The organism is Streptomyces spirodelae, assembly GCF_017676385.1.
In the GTDB taxonomy this organism is placed as follows: domain Bacteria; phylum Actinomycetota; class Actinomycetes; order Streptomycetales; family Streptomycetaceae; genus Streptomyces; species Streptomyces spirodelae.
Map to the genome: position 1 here is coordinate 48,365 of NZ_JAFFZN010000034.1, position 19,964 is coordinate 68,328.

13 protein-coding genes are annotated in these 19,964 nt (G+C 71.8%); 6 read left to right on the plus strand and 7 right to left on the minus strand.

The window, feature by feature from the left end; all coding sequences use genetic code 11:
• Positions 1-58 precede the first annotated feature (58 nt).
• The 4 genes from JW592_RS28640 to JW592_RS28655 form a co-directional block, all read right to left on the minus strand.
• A complete protein-coding gene (locus tag JW592_RS28640; protein WP_209268148.1) occupies positions 59-1,891 on the minus strand; it encodes an LCP family protein in 1,833 nt (610 codons plus the stop codon).
• A gap of 70 nt (positions 1,892-1,961) precedes the next feature.
• Positions 1,962-3,782: an LCP family protein gene (locus JW592_RS28645; RefSeq protein ID WP_209268149.1), complete on the minus strand. Its 1,821-nt coding sequence runs from the start codon at positions 3,780-3,782 to the stop codon at positions 1,962-1,964.
• A gap of 147 nt (positions 3,783-3,929) precedes the next feature.
• Positions 3,930-5,093, minus strand: coding sequence for an LCP family protein (locus JW592_RS28650; RefSeq protein WP_209268150.1), 1,164 nt, complete (start codon positions 5,091-5,093; stop codon positions 3,930-3,932).
• 178 nt (positions 5,094-5,271) lie between these two features.
• Positions 5,272-6,027: a TIGR03089 family protein gene (locus JW592_RS28655; RefSeq protein WP_209268151.1), complete on the minus strand. Its 756-nt coding sequence runs from the start codon at positions 6,025-6,027 to the stop codon at positions 5,272-5,274.
• A gap of 78 nt (positions 6,028-6,105) precedes the next feature.
• Here JW592_RS28655 and JW592_RS28660 point away from each other — a divergent pair, with 78 nt between their 5' ends.
• The 3 genes from JW592_RS28660 (at position 6,106) to JW592_RS28670 (ending at position 9,857) form a co-directional block, all read left to right on the plus strand.
• Complete coding sequence (locus tag JW592_RS28660; protein ID WP_209268152.1) at positions 6,106-7,626, plus strand: N-acetylmuramoyl-L-alanine amidase; 1,521 nt, start codon at positions 6,106-6,108, stop codon at positions 7,624-7,626.
• A gap of 152 nt (positions 7,627-7,778) precedes the next feature.
• A complete protein-coding gene (gene manB, locus JW592_RS28665) occupies positions 7,779-8,861 on the plus strand; it encodes a mannose-1-phosphate guanylyltransferase (protein ID WP_209268153.1) in 1,083 nt (360 codons plus the stop codon).
• A gap of 78 nt (positions 8,862-8,939) precedes the next feature.
• On the plus strand, positions 8,940-9,857 hold the full coding sequence (locus tag JW592_RS28670; RefSeq protein WP_372446591.1) for a DNA-3-methyladenine glycosylase family protein: 918 nt from the start codon (positions 8,940-8,942) through the stop codon (positions 9,855-9,857).
• 47 nt (positions 9,858-9,904) lie between these two features.
• Here the strand turns inward: JW592_RS28670 and JW592_RS28675 are convergent, their stop codons facing one another.
• The 3 genes from JW592_RS28675 to JW592_RS28685 all read right to left on the minus strand — a co-directional run bounded on the left by JW592_RS28675 (position 9,905) and on the right by JW592_RS28685 (position 12,949).
• Positions 9,905-11,305 carry a coenzyme F420-0:L-glutamate ligase gene (locus JW592_RS28675; protein ID WP_209268179.1) on the minus strand — a complete coding sequence of 467 codons (1,401 nt, stop codon included), beginning with the start codon at positions 11,303-11,305 and terminating at the stop codon, positions 9,905-9,907.
• A gap of 71 nt (positions 11,306-11,376) precedes the next feature.
• Positions 11,377-12,363: a 2-phospho-L-lactate transferase gene (gene cofD, locus JW592_RS28680; RefSeq protein WP_209268154.1), complete on the minus strand. Its 987-nt coding sequence runs from the start codon at positions 12,361-12,363 to the stop codon at positions 11,377-11,379.
• An 85-nt stretch (positions 12,364-12,448) separates the two neighbouring features.
• Positions 12,449-12,949 (minus strand): cysteine dioxygenase, encoded by a 501-nt coding sequence (locus JW592_RS28685; RefSeq protein WP_209268155.1) that lies wholly within the window; start codon positions 12,947-12,949, stop codon positions 12,449-12,451.
• Positions 12,950-13,801: 852 nt separating this feature from the next.
• On the opposite strand from JW592_RS28685, the gene JW592_RS28690 reads away from it, so the two are divergent.
• From JW592_RS28690 to JW592_RS28700, 3 genes are all read left to right on the plus strand, one after another.
• Positions 13,802-14,065 carry a WhiB family transcriptional regulator gene (locus tag JW592_RS28690; RefSeq protein ID WP_004952403.1) on the plus strand — a complete coding sequence of 88 codons (264 nt, stop codon included), beginning with the start codon at positions 13,802-13,804 and terminating at the stop codon, positions 14,063-14,065.
• A gap of 332 nt (positions 14,066-14,397) precedes the next feature.
• Positions 14,398-18,237: a glycosyltransferase family 2 protein gene (locus JW592_RS28695; protein WP_209268156.1), complete on the plus strand. Its 3,840-nt coding sequence runs from the start codon at positions 14,398-14,400 to the stop codon at positions 18,235-18,237.
• Positions 18,234-19,853 carry a DUF5719 family protein gene (locus tag JW592_RS28700; protein WP_209268157.1) on the plus strand — a complete coding sequence of 540 codons (1,620 nt, stop codon included), beginning with the start codon at positions 18,234-18,236 and terminating at the stop codon, positions 19,851-19,853. The genes JW592_RS28695 and JW592_RS28700 overlap by 4 nt, the downstream gene beginning before the upstream one ends.
• Positions 19,854-19,964 lie beyond the last annotated feature (111 nt).

Below are 19,964 nucleotides of genomic sequence, written 5' to 3' on the forward strand. Positions count from 1 at the left end.
AGGGAGGGCGCCCCTTACCCATGGCTGTGCGTCAGTGCCTCACCAAGTGCCGCTCGCCTCACCAGGTGTAGTTCGGATTGACGTCCATGCACGCCTTCTTGTCGTCGCCGCGCAGCGCGTCCGCACTGTCCGGCGCCTTCTGCTCGTCCTTCCTGCCGCTCTCGCCGCCCTCGCTCTTGGGGTAGGCAGGACCCTCCCGCCAGTCGGCGCCGACGATGAGGGTGACCTGCTGCGCGCCGGCGGAGTGCTTGACCAGCCGCTCGGGAATGCCCAGCGCCTTGGCGACGGCCAGCGCGTCACCGCGCTGCTCCTCGCGCGGGTAGAGGATGGTGGTGTCCGCACGTGACTGGGGCGTCTGGCTGGCCACCGCCCGGCCGAACCCCTTGTTCACCAGCGTGCTCGCGACGACGCTCGCTCTGCCGGTGACCGGCCGCTGGAGCGCGGTACCGGTGCCGTTCATCACGCTGACCGGAATCCGGGCCTTCGGCTGCGACGGCTCGGTGGGCTGTGCGGACTTGCTGGCCTCGGCCTTCTTCTTGTCCTTGCCGTCGAGCGCCACGTCGTTGCGTACGAGGGAGAAGATCTTGTCGGAGTCGCCCTCCTTCGGCATCACATAGCTGCCGCCGCCCCCGTACTCCCACGGCATGGTGGCCATGGTGATGCGCTTGGTGGGCACCCGCTTGAGGTCGTTGCCCAGGTCGTAGAGCTTCTTGACGGAGCCGATGCCCTTGTCGACGGTGAGTGCCTTGGTGGCGGCCTCCGCCAGGTGCCGCAGCTTGCCCGGGTCGGTCAGCTTGGTGCCCGACTTGAGCTGGCGCACCATCGCGTTCATATACATGTGCTGCGCCTTGGCGCGGCCTATGTCCGTACCGTCACCGAAGCCGTGCCGGGTCCGCAGCCAGCTGAGCGCCTGCTCGCCCTTGATGACGGAGGTGCCCTTCTTCAGCTTCAGCTTCGACTTGGGGTCGTGCACGTTCTCCTTGACGCAGACCGGGACGCCGCCGACCGCGTCGGCCATGGAGACCACACCCGAGAAATCGATCATCATGAAGTGGTCGATCGGGATGCCCGTCATCTCTTCCCAGGTGGCGACGGTGCACCCGGGTCCGCCGTGCTGCAGGCTGGTGTTGATCTTGTCCGTGGTCGCCGGATAGACCTTCTTGTCGTCCGGGTCGGTGCACTTGGGAATCGTCGTCCTGGTGTCACGCGGTACGGAGATGACCGACATGTTGCTGCGGTCGGCCGAGACATGCAGCAGCATCTGCACGTCCGCCAGCGGTGGCCGGTCGCGGTCGGCGCGGGAGCCGCCCAGTCGTACGTTCTCCTTGGAGGCGCGCGAGTCGGAGCCCAGCAGCAGGATGTTCAGCGGGGTCTGGCCCGCGGCGTTGGGATCGGAGTGGTGGAGCTTGTTGTCCCCGAGGTTGAGCTCGTCCTTGCTGAGGTTGCTGTTGAGGTGCCGGTAGTAGAGGTAGCCCGAGGCCGCGACGGCGAGTATCAGCACCGAGAGGACGGCGGCGGACCAGCGCAGCACCCGCCTGGCCCGGCTGGGTCGTTTGGTCCGGCTCACCGCCGCCGCGCTCCGGCTCGCCGAGCCCCTCGCCGCGTCGCCTTCCGTGCCCCCGCGTCTTCCGCGGCGTTGGCCTCGGCCGCCGCCGGCTCCGGGCTGTGCCGCCGAGGCGCTCTCGGGGTGCGGGTCCTGCGAGTGCGGGCGCTGTGCGGTGGGGCGTTCTCCGGCGGGGGACTCCCCGGCGGGGGGCTCCCCGGCCGGGTCGGCTCCTGCGGGGTGCTCTCCTGCCGGGTTCCCGTACAGGCTTTCGTCCCAGCCGCGGTCGGCGGCGGTGGGGGCGCTGTGCTGCGCCTCCCTGCCGCCGTCGGTGTTGTTCTGCCGCACGGGACCTCCCCGAGATGTTCAGGTTGTGCTGCCCCCGGACGCCTGGCGGGACGTTCCGGAGGGGTAGGTGTCACTTCGCACACACGTTCTTGTCGTCGGCCTTGACCTTCTCGACGCCGGAGGGCGTCTTGTCCGGCGCGCCGAGCGGCTTGCCCGGGGCAGAGAAGTCCTTGCCGAGTGTCAGCTTCATACCGGGGCCCGCGCCCTCGGACTTCTTCAGCGCCGAGGCCGGCAGCTTGAGCATGTCGGCCAGCCGGGCCGCCTCTTCCTGCTCCGACGGTGCGAACTCCAGCCGGGTCTTGGAGAGCTGCTGCGGGGCGTTGCCGCCGGAAGCCGCGCTGCCCACGCCTTCGTTGAGCAGCCAGTCCACCGTGGCGGCAGCCGCGCGCGGGGGGCCGCCGCCGTTGAGGATGGAGACGTTCACCTGGGAGGCCGGGGCCTTCTTCGCCTTCGGCGCGGCCGTTTTCCGCTTCTTGTCCTTCCCGGTCAGCGACTTGTCCTGGCGGACCATCTTGAACAGCGGGTCGGCCTTCTGCCGGTTGAGTAGGACGGTGGCCGGGTCGTTCGGATTGTCCACCACCGGGACCGTGGCGAAGGTGATGTTCTTGATGTTCACCCGCTTGAGGTCGTTCGCCAAGTCCATCAGCTTCTTGACGCTGCCGATGCCCTCGTCCACCGTCAGCGCCTTCGTCGCCACGTTGCTCAGCTTGAACAGCTTGGACGGGCTGGAGAGCGTGTCACCCGACTTCATCTTGCGGATCATGGAGCTGAGGAACTGCTGCTGCAGCTTGATCCGGTCCAGGTCGCTGCCGAAGCCCACCGCGTGCCGGGTCCGGACGAACGCCAGGGCCTGCTCGCCCTTGACGACGTGCTTGCCCGCCTTGAGCTTCAGATGCGACTTCGGGTCGTTTATCGGCTTCCGGGTGCAGACCTCGACGCCACCCACGGCCGTGGACAGCTCCTTGACGGCGTTGAAGTCCGCCATCATGAAGTGGTGGATCTGCACCCCGGTGAGCTTCTCGACGGTGCGCCAGGTGCAGCCCGGGTCCCGGCCCTCCTGACCCAGGCTGGTGTTGAAACGCACGCCCTGTTGCCCGGGGATGGTCTTCTTGACGCGGCCGTTCTCCCGGACCTCGCACTGGGGGATGTTGGTGATCATGTCCCGCGGGATGGACAGCGCTGTCGCGTTGGACCGGTCCTTGGAGACGTGGAAGAGGAACGTGGTGTCCGCGTGCCCGACGCTGCCCGCGTCGCCGTAGCCGGTGTTGCCCTTGCCCTCACGGGCGTCGGTGCCGATGACCAGGATGTTGACCGGACCGTCGGTGACGGCGGGGTTGTTCTCGCCGACATCGACCTTGCTGATGTTGCCGTTGAGTTTCTGGTACCAGACGGTGCCGGCCACACAGCCGGCCACCAGCACGAATCCCACGACGCCGCCGCCGATGCGCAGTGCCTTCTGCTTGCCGGACAGCGGTCGCTTGGCCTTTCGGCGCCCCCGGCCGCCCCTGCCCGCACCCTCGGCCGAGGCGGCGCGCTCGGAGGCGCGGGCCCGCCGCTGGGCCGGAAGTCTGGCCTCGGCGCGCCGCGCCGACCGCGAGCCGGATCGGCCCTCGTCCTGCTCCCCGGGGCGCTCCCCGGCCCCGGGGTGCGCACGGTCGCCGCCGCGCCCCCCGGAACGCTCACCGGCGCCGGGGCCGGCAGGTGTACCGGCGCTCTCGTCGGGGGAGGCACTTCTCTGGCGCGGCGCCGAGGTGCGGCGGGATCCGTACCGACTACCGGAGTCGTCGGCGACGGGGTTCAGTCGCAGCTCATAGCTGCCGGTGTTCGGGTTGAACACCCACTGATCCGCGGGATCGACATCTCCCGCGTGCCCACGGCCTTGCGCGTCCACGATTGCGTAAGTCCTCCATAGAACCGGCTGCTGATGCCGCCCCGGGGCTGACCGGAGCGCTCACACTATCCGGCAGGTTCTGCGGCCAGCGACGCCGGTGACAAATTCCGTGCATCCGGAAACGGTCAATTCGGCCCATTCCCAGCGTCATTCGTTCGCGCAGATGTCCAGGTCTGCCGTCGTTCCGCGGTACGCCTCGTCCGCCTCCTCCTTTCCGCCCGCCTTCCGGGCCTCCTTCGGGGCTTCGGAATCCCCGACGCGTACCGGGCGGTCCTCGCGCAGCTTGGTGAAGAGCTCGTCGGCGTCCGGCTGCACCAGCTCGTCCCGATTGATGTCCAGTCTGTAGGAGCGGCGGGGCACCGTAAGAAAACGGATGTGGTCTTCGGGGATATCCCGCACGCTGCGCACTAGTTCGTACAGTTCCGAGAGAGAATCAAGACCGGAATCCGCGGTCAATGACGAGGTCGCCGCATCCAGCACCGGATACGCACGGGTGGGATTCAGTAGCACGCCGTTGCTGCGCACCTTCTTCACCAGAGATCCCAGAAACCGTTGCTGTCGCTCTATGCGCTGTGTGTCGCTGCCGTTGCCCAGACCGTGCCGGGCGCGGACGTATCCGAGCGCGTCCTCGCCGTCCAGCGTCTGCCGCCCGGCGGGCAGATCGAGCTTCGCCTCCCGGTCGTGCACCGGCTCGGCGAGGCAGACCTCCACCCCGCCCACCGCGTCCACCAGCTTCTTGAAGCCCCGGAAGTCGACGACCAGATGGTGGTCGACACGGATGTCGGTCATCTTCTCCACGGTGCGGATCGCGCAGGCCGCGCCGCCCGCCTGGAACGCCCAGTTGAACTGGGCGAACTGCGCTCGGCTGTGCGAACCGTCCGGCCGTCTGCAGTCGGGGATGTCCACCATCAGGTCGCGCGGTATCGACATCCCCGTCGCGCTGCGTCCATCGGCGGCTATGTGCAACAGGATCGCCGTGTCCGAGCGCTGGCTGCCCTCGTCCCGGCCGTAGGCACCGTTGCCGTCGCCGCGGTTGTCCGAGCCCAGGACGAGGATGTTGCGGGCTTCGCCCGCAACGCGCACCGGTGTGGGGCGCTCCTTCTCGTACGGTGCGAGCGCCTGGGCCGTGTCGGAGTCGGTACGGATGTTCCCGTCCAGCTTCCGGTAGAGGGACCAGCCCGTCGCGGCGACGGCCAGCACCAGGACCGAGGCGCCCAGCGCCCCCCAGCGCAGCCAGCGGCGCGCGCGAGGGCGGACGGAAGTCGAGCCTGGAGCGCCGGGGTCGGCTTCGGTGGTACCCGGATCGGTCACGGCTGTTCATCCCTCGTGTGGCGGCGCCGGCGCACACGGAGTACAGGGCGTACAGGCGTACGGGTGCACCGGTTACGAAGACAGACGCTCGAACCACTCGCAAGGTTGTACGGACCACCTGACTCATCCGGCCCGCCCCACTCCTCGGGTGTGCTCCTGCCGTCCGGGTGCCCCGCCGTCACGGCGCGGTGTGCGTGACCCGCTCGCTCGCCTTCCGCTGGTCGAGCGAGGCGGCGTCCAGCCGCTCCAGCCGCGGGGCGAGCACCACCGAACCGCCGCTCGCCAGCGGGGCCAGCAGTCCCGCGCTGATGCCCTCCCAGCCGTCGTACGGCAGTGCGGACAGCATTCGCGCGCCGGGCTGCAGTCCGCGCTCCGCGGCATCCGCGCGGGCCCGCTCCACCGTCCGGGCCCCCGTCAGTTCGCTGCCGTCGGGCAGCGTCAGAGCGGGTGCTTCCGGATCGACCGGAACATACGGGGCGAACTGGTCGCCCTGTCCAGGCACCTCGACCGCGTAGTCGACGAAGCCCTCTGGCGGCTGCGGGAAGCGCCCGCCCATCGGCCGCAGGCTGAGCGCCACCCGCTCGCCGGAGCAGGTGCGAGCCGCCTCCAGGGTGTCGGGGCCGCTGACCACCAGGTCGGCACCGGAGGCGTCGCCACCCAGATCGGCGACGACACCCACCGAGGAGCAGGCCAGCAGCCATACGGCCGTCTGCCAGTGCGCCGGCAGCAGCAGCGCGAGCCGGTCGCCGGGCTCGGCCGACAACTCGTCCTGGAGCAGGTTCGCGGTCTTGGCCACCCAGTTGGCGAACGTCGCGACGGACAGCTCGACACGCTCGCCCGTCGCGTCGTCGTAGTACGTCACCAGGGGACGTGACGGGTCGTCGGACAGGGCGGTGCGCAGCAGGCCGGCGGGGGTGCGATCGGAGTCGTTCATTCGCGCAAGCGTACGCGGGCGCCCAGCTGGCGGTGCGTCAATAGACAGGAATAATCACATATGTCCATGATCATGGGTATGCGTGCGAATCTCGCTCAATCGATCGGTGTCGCCAGTGCGGCGGCCCTGCTGTTGCCGCTGGCCCCCCTTGTCCCGGCAGCCGCACTGTCCCCCTCCCCGGCTGCCCCGTCCTCCCGGTCCGCGCCGTCCTCTCCCTCCGCGGTCGCGGGGCACACCCAATCGCTCTCCTTCGACGAGTCGCCCAAGTCTTCGGCCGGGCCCCGTGCGCCGGGTGAGGCCGACTCCGCCGTGCGGGTGGTCTCCGCCCGTACTGTGCGCCCGTACTCCCTCCTCGGCGTCGTCTGGGACCGTGCGGACCAACCGCTGAGGGGGCGCGTCGAGGTGCGCGCCCGCGATGCGGACACCGGCCGCTGGTCGGAGTGGCAGCAACTGGAAGCCCACCCCAGTGGCGCCGGGCCCGCCGGCGAGGGCGGCCGGGCCCGGGGTGCCACGGCCCCGCTGTGGGTCGGCCCGTCAGACGGAGTCGAGGCCCGTGTCCTGCCCGAGTCGGCGGCCTCCAGCGTGTCGCTCCCCGACGGGCTCCGTCTGGAACTGGTCGATCCGGGACCGGACGAGCAGTCCGGTCCGGTGCAGACGCCCGGAGAGCCGAAGACGGCGGAGCCGGACCGTGGCCCGGGCCCGGACAAGGCACCCGACCCGGACAAGGCCCCCGGAACCGACACCGGAGCCGCAGCAGGCTCGGCACCCGACACCGGGACCGAACCGGCGACCGGAGGCGAGCCCCAGGCCGGAGGCGATCCGCAGACCGGAGGCGACTCCCAGGCCGGAAGCGACCCCCAGAGCGGAAGCACCCCCCAGACCGGAAGCGAAACCGGCACCGGCGACGGCGCGATGAGCGGCCAGGCCGGGACCGGCGCCGTACTGCCCGAGCTCACAAAGGAGGCGACCGAGGCCGAGTACCAGACGGGCGGCTCGTCCGTCGGCCCGCGTCCCCGCATCGTCACCCGCAGGGGCTGGGGCGCGAACGAGAAGCTCCGCGAGCCCGGGCACGCCTACACCAAGACGGTGAAGGCCGCCTTCGTGCACCACACCGCGATGTCGAACACCTACAAGTGCTCGAAGGCGCCCTCCATCATCCGCGCGATGTACCGCTACCACGTCAAGAGCAGCAAGTGGCGGGACATCGGCTACAACTTCCTCATCGACAAGTGCGGCACCATCTACGAAGGCCGGTCCGGCGGGGTGGCCAAGGCGGTGCGGGGAGCCCACACCTACGGCTTCAACACCAACACCACGGGCATCGCCGTTCTGGGCTCCTTCAACAAGACGAAGCCCCCGCAGCGTGCGGTCGACGCCATCGCCCGGCTCACCGCCTGGAAGCTGGGCCTGTCCGGCGTCGACCCGGCGGGCAAGACCTGGCTGAAGTCCGGTGGCGGCAAGTTCAAGAAGGGCCGCAAGATTCGGTTCCACACGGTCTCCGGGCACAAGGACGGGTATGTCACCGAGTGCCCCGGTGCCCGCCTCTACGGCAAGCTCGGCGAGATCCGCACCGCCGCGGCTCACCTGCAGGGCCGCTGAGCACAGCTCGCGGGTGAACCACCGAGCCGCCGGAAGCGTCTGCCGGGGACGGGCGCACAGGGCCGTCCAAGCGTGCGTGCGTGTCTGCATACACTGTCCGCCGGTCGCCTGAAGGGCGGTCGGCGGACCCCGGCAGGAAGCAGAGACAACAGGTGACAGAAGCGATCCTTCTGGTCGGGGGCAAGGGCACCCGGCTGCGTCCGCTCACGGTGAACACCCCCAAGCCCATGGTCCCCGCCGCAGGCGTGCCCTTCCTCAGCCACCAACTGGCCCGGGCCCGCGCCGCGGGCGTCGACCACGTGGTGATGGCCACCTCTTATCTCGCCGAGGTCTTCGAGCCGTACTTCGGGGACGGGTCCCAGCTGGGACTCCACCTGGAGTACGTCACGGAGGAGGAGCCGCTCGGCACCGGCGGCGCCATCCGCAATGTCGCCTCCCGCCTCTACTCGCGCCCCGACGAACCGGTGCTCGTCTTCAACGGCGACATCCTCTCCGGGCTCGACATCCGCGCACTGGTCGACCAGCACACCCGGGCGGCTGCGGACGTCTCGCTGCACCTGACGCGGGTGACGGACCCGCGCGCCTTCGGGCTCGTCCCCACGGACGGCACGGGCCGGGTGACCGCGTTCCTGGAGAAACCGCAGACGCCCGAGGAGATCGTCACCGACCAGATCAACGCCGGGGCCTACGTCTTCACCCGTTCCGTCATCGACTCCATCCCCGCCGGACGGCCGGTCTCCGTCGAACGGGAGACCTTCCCCGGACTGCTGGCCGCGGGCGCGAAGCTGCACGGCATGGTCGACTCCACCTACTGGCTCGACCTGGGCACCCCCGAATCGTTCGTACGCGGCTCCGCCGACCTCGTACTGGGCCGCGCGCCCTCGCCCGCCGTGCCGGGCAGATGCGGGGAGCGGCTGATCCTGGACAGCGCGGCGGTGGCCGGGGACGCCAAGCTCACAGGCGGCACCGTCGCCGGAGCGGGGGCCCAGGTCGGAGCCGGTGCCCGGATCGACGGCAGCGCACTGCTGGACGGCGCGGTGGTGGCACCGGGAGCGCGCATCAGGGACTCGCTGATCGGCGCCGGGGCACGGATCGGAGCCGACACCGTGCTGGACGGCGCGGTCATCGGCGACGGCGCGGTCATCGGGGAGGGCAACGAACTGCGCGGCGGCATCCGGGTGTGGTGCGACGCCCGCATACCAGCCGGCGCGGTGCGCTTCTCCTCGGACCAGTAGCCCCCGGCGACGGCTTGGCTGTCGGTCGCCCCCCGGCGACGGCCTGGCTGTCAGTGGGGGACCGTACGCTTGCTGCCCGTGTCGCCACTCACCCGCACCTGGACCCCGCCGGGCCCGTACGACCTGCACGGCAGCCTCGGCGTGCTGCGCCGGGGGCCGTACGACCCGACGTACCGCACCGAGGGCGGCGCGGTCTGGCGCGGTACCCGCACCCCGGACGGCCCGGCGACGCTCAAGGTGTGGACGCGCCGCGGCGGCACCGACGGCGTCGTGTGCGCGCAGGCGTGGGGGCCGGGCGCGCAGTGGCTGCTGGAGGGGCTGCCGGCGCTGCTCGGCGCGGAGGACGACCCGCACGCCTTCGTCCCGCACCACGACCTCACCCGCGAGGCGCACCGCCGCCATCCCGGGCTGCGGCTGATCCGCACGGGCCGGGTGGTGGAGGCGCTGATCCCCACTGTCCTGGAACAGAAGATCACCACGGATGAGGCATACCGCGCATGGCGGCTGCTCGTGCGCCGGTTCGGCGAGCGTGCGCCCGGCCCGCACCCCGACCTGTGGGTGATGCCGCATCCGCGCGACTGGCTGCGCATCCCCTCCTGGGAGTGGCACAGGGCCGGTGTCGACCAGAAGCGCTCCGCCGCCATCCTGCGCGCACTTCAGCGGGCGAGCCGGATGGAGGAGGCGGCCAGGATGGACCTGGCGGCGGCGCTGGCCCGGCTCCAGGCGATCCCCGGCATCGGACCGTGGACGGCGGCCGAGGTCCTCCAGCGTTCGAACGGGGAGCCGGACGCCATCACGGTCGGAGATCTGCATCTGCCGCGGCTGATCGGCTACGCGCTCACCGGCGCGCGGGGCACCGACGACGACGGCATGCTGGAGCTGCTGGCCCCCTACACGGGACAGCGGCACCGGGCCGGCCGCCTCATCCTGCTGGGCGGCCCGCGCATGCCACGCCGTCAGCCCCGTTTCCCGGTGGGGAACATAGCCCCGCTGTAAGCGTTCGGTGGGGACACAGCCACGCTGCAAGGGCGTACGGGCGCGGCTCAGCGCTCCACGACGAAGTCCGCCGCCGAGCGCGCCGGGCGTGCGCGGGGCGGTGCCGCCGGGTGGCCGATGGCCACGGCGCCCATCGGGTCCCAGCCCGCGGGCAGCTCCAGCACCTCGCGCACCACGTCGCGGCAGAACATGGTGGAGGAGATCCAAGCCGACCCCAGCCGTTCCCCGGCCAGAGCGACGAGGAAGTTCTGGATGCCCGCGCCCGTCGCCACCACGAACATCTCGCGTTCGGCGGCGTTGCGGCGATCGTCCGGATAGGTGTGCGAACCGTCCATCACCAGGCAGGGCACGGCCAGACACGGCGCGTTGCGCAGCACGTCGCCGCGCCGGACGCGCTTGGCGATGCTCTGCTCGCTCTTGCCGTCCGCGCGCAGATCCGCGACCCACGCCTCCCGCATGGCGTCCAGCAGCCGGGTCCGCGACTGCTCGCTCTCCAGCAGGACGAACCGCCAGGGGGTGGTGTGGTGCGGAGCGGGAGCGGTCACCGCAGCGGCGACCGCACGGCGTACCGCCTGCCCGTCCACCGGCTCGGCGGTGAACTCGCGTACCGTCCGGCGCAGCGTCACCGCTTCGCGCACGGCCTCCGAGGTGCCCAGCCGGAACATGTCGTTGGCGGCGTCCCGCACCAGCGCGCGCGCCGTCTCCTCGCGCGCCGTCTCGGCCCCCGCTGCCTCCGCCCCCGCCGTCTTCTCCCGGCCGCTGCCGCCCGCTTCCGGCGCGGGCAGCACGTGCTGCGCCAGCCCGCGCACCACCGCGACCGGCAGCCCGCTCGCCTTCCCCTTGACCAGTTCGCCCGCCGCCGCCAGTTCGTCCCCCACTGCGGTGACGGTCACTCCCAGTGGGTTGCCGTACATGTCGACGCTGCCGCGCAGGTCCTGCAGGACCCGCACCCCGGCGGCGCCGATCGCCACATCGGTCTGGCCCTCGCGCCAGGGCCGTCCGAAGGTGTCGGTGACGACGACGCCGACGGTGACGCCCAGCGCCTCCCGTACCCCGTCGCGCACCTGCCGGGCCGCAGCGTCCGGGTCCTCGGGCAGCAGCAGCACCGTGCCCTTGGGCGTGTTGGAGGCGTCGACCCCGGCGGCCGCCATCACGAAGCCGTGCCGGGACTCCACGATCCTGGCCGCCCCGCGCCGCGCCACGACGCGTACGGTCTCGGCCTCGACGGCCGCCTCCCGGTCGTCGGCCTGCACGACGCGGCCCTCGGCCTTGCTGACGATCTTCGAGGTGACGACGAGTACGTCGCCGTCCACCAGCCCGCGCCCGCCGGGTGAAGTGGCAGCAGCGACGACGAGCTCCACCAGGTCGTCGCCGGGGTGCACCTCGGGAATGCCGGGCAGCGCCCAGACCTCGTACGCGGGCCCCGGTGTGCGGGTGGGCTCCGCCACCGGGGCGGACTCTGTGACCCGGGCGTACTCCGGAGCCCTTGGTGCCTCGGCCGTCTCTGTCGCGTCCGCTGTCACGCCCGTACCTCCTCGGCCAGTTCCAGCGCCTGCCGGGCCATTTCAGCGGTGGCCTGTTCGTCGCGCATCAGCAGCGGAACGGCGCGGCAGCGGATGCCCGCCTCCTCCACGGCCGCTACGGTGCCCGCATCGACGGTGTCGACCAGCCAGCCGTCCAGCAGCCCCGAGCCGTAGTGCGCGGCGACGGCGGCGGCGGAGGTCTCGACGCCGACGGCGGCCAGTACCTTGTCCGCCATACCGCGCACCGGCGCGTCCCCGACGATGGGGGAGAGCCCGACGACCGGCACGCCCGCGTCGGCGATGGCCTCCCGGATGCCGGGCACGGCCAGGATCGTGCCGATGCTGACCACCGGGTTGGACGGCGGGAACAGCACGGTGTCGGCCTCCGCGACGGCCTCCAGCACCCCGGGGGCCGGCTTGGCGGAGTCGGCGCCGACGGGCACCACGGCGTGCGCGTCCACGGAGGCCCGCAGCCGCACCCAGTACTCCTGGAAGTGCACCGCCTTGCGGGCAGCCTTGCCGTCCGCACCGCCCTCCGCGTCGGGGTCGTCGATCAGCACATGTGTCTCGACCCGGTCGTCCGTCATCGGCAGCAGCCGCACCCCGGGCTGCCAGCGCGCGCACAGTGCCTCGGTGACGGCGCTGAGCGGGTATCCCGCGGAGATCATCTGAGTACGGACGATATGGGTGGCGAAGTCCCGGTCGCCCAGCCCGAACCACTCGGGGCCCACGCCGTAGGCGGCCAGCTCCTCCTTGACCACGAAGGTCTCCTCGGCCCGCCCCCAGCCCTGTTCCTCGTGGATGCCCCCGCCCAGGGTGTACATCACGGTGTCGAGGTCGGGGCAGACCTTCAGTCCGAACAGATGGATGTCGTCACCGGTGTTGCCGACGACGGTGATCTCCGCGTCGGGCACCGCGGACCTGAGCCCGCGCAGAAAGCGGGCACCGCCGATGCCCCCGGCCAGAACCACAATGCGCTGCATGCGCACCAGTCTCGCAGCCCGGTACTTGCACCCGACAACAGGTCCGCTGTGACCCCCGTTCCGCCGCGCGCCGCGCGCCGTCACCTCAGGCCGGGGTCTGCTGTGCGACGTTCCGCTCGACGGCGGGGCCCATGGAGCAGTGCTGCGGCATCTCGGTCAGCCCGGGCGCGTACACGTGCACGCTCACCACGGGCTCCAGGCCGTCGTTGACCACCTCGTGCACATAGCCGGGCGCGAAGACCCGCACCGTTCCGCGGGAGAGAACGCGTTTGGTTCCGCTGTGTTCGGTCAACTCGCCCGCCAGTACGCCGAACACGCCGAACGAACGCCCGTGGTCGTGCCGTCCACTGCCCTGCCCGGGCAGCCAGCTGAGCAGCCAGACCTCGTATCCGGGGCCGGTGCGCAGCCGGTGGTACCAGCGCAGGGTCGGGTCGTAGCGCACCAGCGGCGCCCAGGCGGCGCGGTCGGCGGCGAGCTCACGGATCAGCCCGGCGAAGTCCGCGACGGTTGCGGGGTGCGCGGGGGCAGGGGGGAGGAGGTGCGGAATGGCGAGCGGGTCGCCCGCGATTTCGAGGTCGCTGTTCACGTGCGGGAGTGCCTTCGTGCGAGTGCCGGCAGACGGCCGGGCGGGGCGGAGGCGCCGGTCCGGCGTACGGCCGGAGGCGGCTGGGCAGGGCGCTCAGGGGCGCGACGGGAGATGCGGGAGGGTGCGGCACGCTCGGCCGGAGCGGGTGCTCGACGGCGGACCCGACCAGCTTCGGGGTGGCCGAGGGATCGGCGCCGGGCTCAGGCCGGGCGGGGCTTCGGCAGCCTCAGCGACAGCGTGCGTGACAGCCGCGCGGACAGCGACAGCGGTGGGGCTCCAGGACGTGAGAAGCGGCGCGGGGGAGCGCGGACGCGCCCCCGGCAGGCCGCGCGGCGAAGGCGCCACGGGCCGTACGGGTCTCAGAGGTCACTGCCATGCGCTCCAGAACAGCGCCCCCGTGCCCCAGGTGTCAACTTGTTGTCGCGTTTGTGGCGAATCTTTCACCCCTTCCGGTCCCAGTGGCCGGAGAAAGGTTTGTGCCCTCCCGCGTCGGAGAGGTGCCGCCTCGCGCCCGTCGGGTGGTGTCGTGGGCCTGCCTGTACGCCGTTGCGCTTCCGTGATCAGAGTGTGATCAGGGCCATCCGGGCGTTCATGCGGAACGTGATCGCAGGTCATCGCGTTCTGCATACAGGAGTCGGGCAAAACGCCCGGACTCCGGGCGCGAGTGTCATAGTTCGTAGTGATTTGAACACTTACTGCGAAAGCTTGGTTCCGCCGGGTGAATAACGGGCTCAATAGCAGATCTCGGCTTGACTGCCCCGGATCGGCACACTTGTAATTTCACTCGTGTCGTTCAAGAGGGTTCGATAACGACAGCATCACGGGGTCGAAGAGACGGATCGAGGGGCGCACATGACCGAGCTGTTCCAACAACTGCTGGTCGAAGAGGCGGACGAGGAGCTGGGCTGGCAGGAGCGCGCCTTGTGCGCTCAGACCGATCCCGAGTCGTTCTTCCCCGAGAAGGGCGGTTCCACCCGCGAGGCAAAAAAAGTCTGTCTCGCGTGTGAAGTCCGCTCCGAATGCCTCGAATACGCCCTCGCCAATGACGAGCGTTTCGGTATTTGGGGCGGCCTGTCCGAACGTGAACGGCGCCGCCTGAAGAAGGCAGCTGTCTAGCCGCTGCCCGACTGTCCAGCCGCCGTCCGACCCGTCCCGTACCGGAGACCCCTGCCGGAGTCCCGTAGGACCGGCCGATCAGTCATGCCCGCGACCCCAGGGGCCCGGGTCGTGGCCCGCACCGCTCGACCGGGCAACCCGGAGCCCGGCCGGGGTAGTTGCCACGGACCGCAAGGCGCGCGAGGGCGAGCCGTTAGTGTGGGGCCGTCCGCGACGCACCGCCCCGCCAAGGGCGCTGCGTTCACCGCTCCGATACGCGTCTTCCGGGGGCTTGCAGCCAGACCGCGGCACTGCCGCGAGGCCCCGGCACCCCGGGGAGGGCCCCTACCTCGATGTCCGTGCACAGCCACATGGCGGCCCACTACGAGGCGGCCGCAGCAGGGTTGGCCACTGTGGAGCCACCCGAGTTCCCCCGGCACGTCGTCACCGCCGTCATCGTCGCCCACGACGGCGCCCGCTGGCTGCCCGACGCGCTGAGCGGGCTGCTGGAGCAGAGCCGCCCGGTGCAGAACATCGTCGCTGCGGACACCGGCAGCGCGGACGACTCGGCGCAGCTGCTGACCGAAGCGCTCGGCGCCGAGCGCGTCCTGCACATGGCGCGGCGCACCGGGTTCGGCACCGCCGTCGAGGAGGCAGCCCGCACGGCGCGCTGGCTCACCCCCGACGACCTGCCCTACCTCAAGCGGCCCAGCGGCTGGGACCCGGTCAACCGCACCTGGCGCGACGACGCCTACGACCTGCCCGAGCTGCCCTACGGCGAGCCCGTGCAGTGGCTGTGGCTGCTGCACGACGACTGCGCGCCCGAGCCCGACACCCTGGCGCAGCTGCTGCGCGTCGTGGACGCCGACCCGTCGGTCACCGTCACAGGACCCAAGCTGCGCAGCTGGTACGACCAGCGGCAGCTGCTGGAGGCGGGCGTGACCATCGCGCACAGCGGCCGCCGCTGGACGGGCATCGAACGCCGCGAACAGGACCAGGGCCAGCACGACCAGGTGCGCCCCGTGCTGTCCGTCTCGACCGCCGGGATGCTCATCCGCCGCGACGTCTTCGAACAGCTCGGCGGATTCGACCGCCGGCTGCCCCTGATGCGCGACGACGTCGACCTGTGCTGGCGCGCCCAGGCAGCCGGGCACCGGGTGCTGACCGCGCCGGACGCCGTGATGCGGCACGCCGAGGCCGCTTCACGGGAGCGCCGTCCCGTCGACTGTGTCGGCCGTGCCAGCCGCGGCGGCGCCAGCCCGCACCGCGTCGACAAGGCGGGCGCCGTCTACACGCTGCTCGCCAACATGCCGGGCGCACTGCTGCCATGGGTGCTGCTGCGCCTCGTCGTCGGAACCCTGTTGCGCACTCTCGCCTACCTGGTCGGCAAGGTGCCCCGGCAGGCACTGGACGAGATCGCCGGACTCTCCGGCACCCTGCTGCGCGGCGGGAGCATCCTGACCGCACGCCGCAAACGGGGCAGGCCCGCCGTCCCGCACAAGGAACTGCGGTCTCTCTTCCCGCCTCCCGGTGCCACCGTGCGGGCGACCCTGGAACAGGTCACCAGCAACTTCACCGGGCGCTCTGAGCCCGACTCCTCCGCAGGAGGCCGGCACGGCGCCGTCGAGTCGGGCCCCGGGGACGAGGACGCGGACTTCCTGGAGGTGGAACAGTTCGCGCGCCTCAAGCGGCTCGCCCAGAAGCCCGGTCCTGTCCTCTTCGCCGTCCTGCTGGTCGTCTCCCTGGTCGCCTGCCGTGCGCTGCTGGGCGGCGGGGCACTGGCAGGCGGCGCGTTGCTGCCCGTCCCCGACGGGGTCTCGGATCTGTGGGCACGTCATGCCGAAGGCTGGCATCCGGTCGGCACGGGAGGCACCGAGCCGGCCCCGCCCTACCTGGCCGTCCTCGCCACCTTCGCCACGCTGCTGTTCGGCAGTACGGGCCTGACGCTGACACTGCTGCTGGTGTGCTCGGTGCCGCTCGCCGGTGTCACCGCCTACTTCGCCTCCCGTCCCCTGGTCGACTCCCGTCTGGTGCGCGCCTGGGGGAGCGTCGCCTACGCCTTCCTGCCCGCCGCGACCGGTGCGCTCGCGCAGGGCCGTATCGGCACCGCCGTACTCGCCGTTCTGCTGCCCCTGCTGGCACGTGCCGCGGTCGCCGCCAGTGGGCTGCGCGGCAAGGGCGGCTGGCGGGCGGCGTGGGCGTATGCGCTGCTGCTGACCTTCACCATGGCCTTCACCCCGGTGGTGTGGCCGCTGGCCGCCGTGCTCGCCCTGGCGGCGTTCGGGGCGCGCAGCGCGTACGGTGCCTCACTCGGCGCGCTCGCCGCCCGGCTGGCCGCGGCCCTGTCGACGCCGCTGGTACTGCTCGCGCCCTGGTCGCTGTCGCTGTTCACCTCCCCCGGGAAGTTCCTCGACGAGGCGGGTCTGGACTACGGCACGGGCGCGGCCTCCGCCCTCGACCTGCTGATGCTCTCGCCCGGTGGCCCCGGCACCCCGGACGCGCTGTTCCTCGCCGGCCTGGTAGCGGCCGGGCTCGCCGCACTGCTGCGCACCGAACGCGGACTCGCCGTACGGGCCGCCTGGGTCGCCGCGCTGGCCGGACTGCTGGCTGCGGGGCTGTCCAACGGCTCGGCCTGGGCCGGTCCCGCCACGCTCGTCTACGGGCTCGCGCTGCTGTGCGCCGCCGCGGTCGGTGCCGAGGGCGCCAAGGAGCGCGTAGCGGCCCAGAGCTTCGGATGGCGCCAGCCGGTGGCCGCACTGATCGCCGTGGCCTGTGTGCTGGCACCGCTGGTCGCGGCGGTCGGCTGGATGGTGCGCGGAGCGGACGGCCCGCTCTCGCGCCGCGACCCGGTGCAGGTCCCCGCGTTCGTCGCGGAGGAGAGCACCACCAGCGACCAGGCCCGCACCCTGGTGCTCGACCAGCCCGAGGGCGCCTCGGGCGTCACCTACACGCTGGCGCGCGGCTCCGGCGCACGTTTGGGCGACGCCGAACTCGCGGCAGCCGACGGCGAGGACACCCGCCTGGACAAGGTGGTCTCCAACCTCGTCGCGGGCTCCGGTGCCGACCAGACCAGCCAACTGGGCGGCTACGCCGTCCGGTACGTCCTGCTGCGCGACGGTGCCTCCCGCGAGATGAGCCGCACCCTGGACGCCACGCCGGGACTGACCCGGCTCAGCCAGGAGGACGGCAGCGCACTGTGGCGCGTCGACCGTCAGGTCTCCCGCCTCTCGATCGTCCCCGGCAAGCAGGAGAACGGCGCGGCGGGCGCGGTGACGGCGCCCGTTGCGGTTCCGTCCGGTCCCGTCGAGTCGCACGCGACGCTGCCGTCCGGGCCCTCTGGGCGGGTACTGCGGCTCGCGGACCGCGCCGACAGCGGCTGGCAGGCCACGCTCGACGGCACCCCGCTCAAGAGCGTCACGGTGGACGGCTGGGCGCAGGGCTTCGAACTGCCCGCCGAGGGCGGCAAGCTGGAACTCGGCCACGAGACCCCGTTCACCCACACGGTGTGGGTGTGGACGCAGGGCTTCCTGCTGCTGTTCGTCCTCGTCCTCGCACTGCCCGGCCGTCGGCGCGAGGTGGACGACGACCTGCCGGACGTGCCGGCGGTGCCCGACCCGTCCGCGCTGGGGGACGGCCGCAGGGCGCGCCGGCTCCGTGCTGCCGCGGAGGCGGCCCAGGCCCCGTCGGCGCCTTCGCCCGGGGAGCCGGTCGCTCCGCAGGAGCCGCCTGTTCCGCAGGGCCCGCCGCCCGTCCCCGAGCAGCCCGCCTACGACCCGTACGGTCAACAGCAGCAGCCCTACGTGCCGCAGCAGCAGCCGTACCAGGGCCAGACGGACTACGGGCAGGGCGCCCCGTACGAGCAGCCCTCCTACGACGCCTACGGCGGGGCCTCCTACGGCCAGATCCCGCAGCAGCAGCCGTATGAGCAGCCCTCCTATGAGCAGCAGCCGTATGAGCAGCAGTCGTACCAGCAACAGCCGTACGAGCAGCAGCAGCCCTATGAGCCGTCGTACGACCAGCAGCCCGCGTACGACGCGTACCAGCAGCCCGCCTCCTATGACGACTGGCAGGCCCAGCAGTACGAGGCCCAGCAGCCCGCCGACCCATACGGCTATCAGCAGGACTACGAGGGGCCTGGTACGCCCGGCTACGACAGCAGGTACGGCAACGGCAACGGGAGCGAGCAGCAGTGAACCGCACAGTCCTCAGCTTCGGAGCCGTCGCTGTGGCGCTCGCCGCGGTGACCGGCGTCGCCGCGCTGTCCGCGCCGGACGAGGCGGCGCAGGGCGGCGAGAGCGCCAAGGCGGCCGCGCACAAGCCCGTGGAGCGCTCCACGCTGGTCTGCCCGCAGCCGAGCACCTCCGACGTCGCGGAGACCTCCTACGAGGCGTTCACGCCCAAGGGCGGCCCCGGTAAGAAGGGCAGCGCAGCCCTGTATCCCGCCGAAGTCGCCGAGACGGACACCCCGCAGAGCCCCGACGACAGCGAGGACGGGGACGACGGGGACAAGGACGGGAAGAAGGACGAGCAGGACGAGAAGGGCACACAGGACGGGGGAGAGGACCAGGGCGCCGGGACGGCCGACAAGGGCAGCCGGAAACCGTTCCTCCCCCTCAGCAGCCCCGGCACGCCCGTGACCGCCGAGACGGACGACCCGAAGGCGCCCGCGCTGACCGGCAGCGCGGACGGTCGCTTCGCACCGGGCTGGACCGTGCAGCAGACGACGAGCATCGGTGCCGGTGCCGGACGCGGTCTGCAGGGCACTTCCTGCACGGCGCCCGACACGTCGTTCTGGTTTCCCGGAGCCAGCACCGCCGAGGACCGGCAGGACTACGTACACCTCACCAACCCGGACAGCACCAGCGCCGTCGTCGACCTGGACCTGTACGGCAAGGAGGGCAAGGAGAAGGCCGGTCAGGGTGCCGGCGAGGGCGTCACCGTTCCACCGCACTCCAGCGTCCCTGTGCTGCTGTCCACCCTGACCGCCGAACCGGTCACCAATGTGACACTCCACGTCACCGCACGGTCCGGCCGGGTCGGTGCACAAGTGCAGTCCTCGGACCGCAAGTTGGGTGGCGACTGGCTGCCTCCCGCCGCCGACCCGAGTCCCCGGGTGGTGCTGCCCGGCATCCCCGAGGACGCGGCCTCCGTCCGGCTGTCCGTCTTCGCCCCCGGGGACAAGGACGCCGACCTCAAGGTGAAGCTCGCGGGCCGGTCCGGAACGATCAGCCCGGCCGGCCACGAGTCGCTGCATGTGAAGGCCGGAATGGTCACCACCGTCGACCTGAAGGACCTCACCAAGGGCGAGGCCGGGTCACTGGTGCTCTCGCCCGCCGAGGGCGGCGAGGAGGCCCCCGACGTGGTGGCGGCGGCGCGGGTGCTGCGCGGCAAGGGCGGCAAACAGGAGACGGCGTTCGTCCCCGCGACCGTGCCGGTGAACAAGCGCGCTACCGCCGCGGGCAACACCGCGACCGGCTCCACCCTGGCGCTGACCGCGCCCGAGACCGCGGCACGGGTGAAGGTGACCGCGTCGCCGGGCAGCGGCGGCGGCAGCCCCAAGAGCACCACCGTCACGGTCAAGGCGCACACCACCAAGGCGTTCACCCCGCCCCGTCCCGACGGCGGCAAGGGCCCCTACGCGGTGACGGTGGAGCGCCTCTCCGGCGGCCCGCTGTACGCGTCCCGCACCCTGGAGCGCGAGCAGTCCGGACTGCCGGCCTTCACCGTGCAGACCCTCCCCGACGACCGCAGCACGGTCGCGGTCCCCGAGTCCGCCCAGGACCTGTCGGTACTGAACGTCGACAAGTGAGCCCTCGCCCCGCACCGGGGCGGCGCCGGCCACCGGGCCGCGGGCGCGGGACCGGGCGGGGCACGGCTGGGCCGGCCAGGGCCCTCGGTCCTGCCCTCGGTCCTTCCTGCC